This window comes from Streptomyces sp. NPDC102270 (genome assembly GCF_044766405.1).
GTDB lineage: Bacteria > Actinomycetota > Actinomycetes > Streptomycetales > Streptomycetaceae > Streptomyces.
Genome location: NZ_JBIWLX010000067.1, coordinates 1 through 2,258 on the forward strand (window position 1 = coordinate 1; position 2,258 = coordinate 2,258).

Below are 2,258 nucleotides of genomic sequence, written 5' to 3' on the forward strand. Positions count from 1 at the left end.
CGGAACTTGATCAAGCCCTGGCGGGGCTGGGATGGCACACGGAATGCTAACGAGTTACCATTCGATGCGGACGTAGACAATATTATTGGAGCCGGGGTCACCACTGATCGTAATCTTGTAGTGCAGGTCAACGGCGGCGGGCACGGCAAACGACAAGCCCACATCATCGGTACCGTTCGTATCCGTTTCTTGCCTATCAGCGTAGGTTGCGCCTTGGTCATCCTCAGACCATATGTCGACGCTGATATGTGTTACGTATGCGCTAGAGAATGAGAACGATACAGGGGTCGAGCTTTGATTGACAATCTTACCGTCAACAGGAGTGAAGCTCGACATTTGAAATGACGAAGTAGACATGATCTCCTCGCTAACTCCGGACGGGACCGCCATTTACCCCAGGCCCACCGTCTCGGGAACTCCACAGTACGGGAAGCCAGGGGATTAGGTTGCTTATCGCCAACCATGATCATAGTGCTGCGAGTGCCGACTAACCGACCTGTGGCATCTAGATGATGCTATGTTGAAGGACAAATCGGCTCTGGCGAGTGGGTGAACGTTATTCGCCTGTTTCGGGGAGTCAGTGCCCCTCTATCCAGGATCGGCGTAAGTTATGACCAGTCAGAGTCAAATATGGAGAATCGGACTCCTGCGATTCCTTCTGGATTTTCACCGGTTCCGCCTGAGCAGGCCCCGCCCCCTTCCGCTGAAAGGAAATAGTGGGCGGCCGTCGGATATGGGGTATGTCCCATATCGTCTTGCTCCAAATCCCAATTGATAAGCTGCGTCTCTTGTCCCCCTGGCGCGATCGAGCCGAAAGTCCCATCAGCGAAATTTCCGGTCCCAAAGGGAGCTGCCGTAAGTCGCACTGTGCCGCCCGTGGCGATAGTACGACTTGATTTGTTGAATATCGTTGCCAGGATCGTAACGCTGGACGCGTTCGAGTCCACTACAGCCGCGTCGATCTCTGTCATTGCGCATCTCCAATCTCGCGTTTCTCAGCTGGTAGAAACCGATGCCCTTGTTGGCGCGTAGCGTCCGGCCCATCGATCGCCGTCTAGACCTCCAGGCAGTCGCCCGCCGGTCATCTCGCCGATCGTGCCGCGGTCGGTCAATCGTGGAGAAACTGGTATCCGATCCACACTTGGATCCGGGTGAGTCCGTTCAGGTTCAGTCCTGTGTCGAACTGCTGTTGCGGGATTGTCACCTGCCAGCTTCCGCCGACGCCTCGTCCCCAGAACGCCAGCGATGTGGGGGCGGTAAGGGGTGGGTCATCGCCGAATCCTTCCTCGGGCGGCAGCAGCGGCGTCGTCTTAGCGTCGCGGGTGCTGACCTTGGGCAGCAACCACTGGGTCGTCACGCTCTTGTCGGGCCGCCGCTGTTGATATTCGCCGTCGTGGCGTATCTCGCAGGAGATCACATTGTCGGGATGCGCCGCTCCGACGAGCGCCGAACGGATGATTTTGGTCTTGGCGTCGAAATGGTCGTCCGGTACGTCGGCGACCGGATCGACCGTAAAAGTGAACCGGTGCAATGACTTCAGGTCGACCATCTGTGGATCGGCGGGTGAACGTTAGCCTGATCCAGGCCCGATCGAGCGGTCCGTGGAAGTAGTCGTTGTAGTGGGTCTGCATGCCGACCAGCTTGAAGATCTTTCCCCACGAGGTGGTGAGCGCACTCGCGAGCTGCATTACGTCGATCTCTTTCTCGTAGTAGTCGCTCCAGAGATCGGGGCTGATCCGGCCGGCATCAAGGGGAAAGCTCTCGTCCTCGTTCTGCAATGTGTAGATCTCGAGCGATCGTTTCGCCCGAAACTGCTGGCGCGGTGGTCGTGTGTTATTTCCAGGATGAGCCATATGGCCGGTTCCGCAACTTCGCGCAACCATGCCACTCGGATTTTGTCAACCTGGTTGAGAGCGGCGCGAGTTGGCGTTGGTGCTGTGAACCGCAGGTAGTGGTGTGGGTGATGCGCCGGTGCGGGAAGCACGTGGGGGACATCCCGTATCTCCCCGTCGGTGACGGTCAATTCCCTTATCCGGCGACGCTGCTGGACCTGCACTCCAAGCGGCTGGTGGGCTGGTAGATCGCCGACCCATATGCGCACCGAACTGGTCATCGACGCCCTCAGGACGGGAGCCTGCGCGGAGCGATCATCCACCATCAAAGGGGGAACCCCTGTGAAGTTCCGAATAAAGCGTCGGTTCGCGCGCATGGCGCCGATGGTCTTCCGGGATGGCCGTGCAGGGCTTGATCAAGTTCCC

Annotated in this window: 1 protein-coding gene; it reads right to left on the reverse strand. The window is 58.2% G+C overall.

From position 1 onward, the window contains the following. Positions 1 to 1,108: 1,108 nt before the first annotated feature. On the reverse strand, positions 1,109 to 1,549 hold the full coding sequence (locus tag ACIRP7_RS45575) for a hypothetical protein (RefSeq protein ID WP_403672969.1): 441 nt from the start codon (positions 1,547 to 1,549) through the stop codon (positions 1,109 to 1,111). Positions 1,550 to 2,258 lie beyond the last annotated feature (709 nt).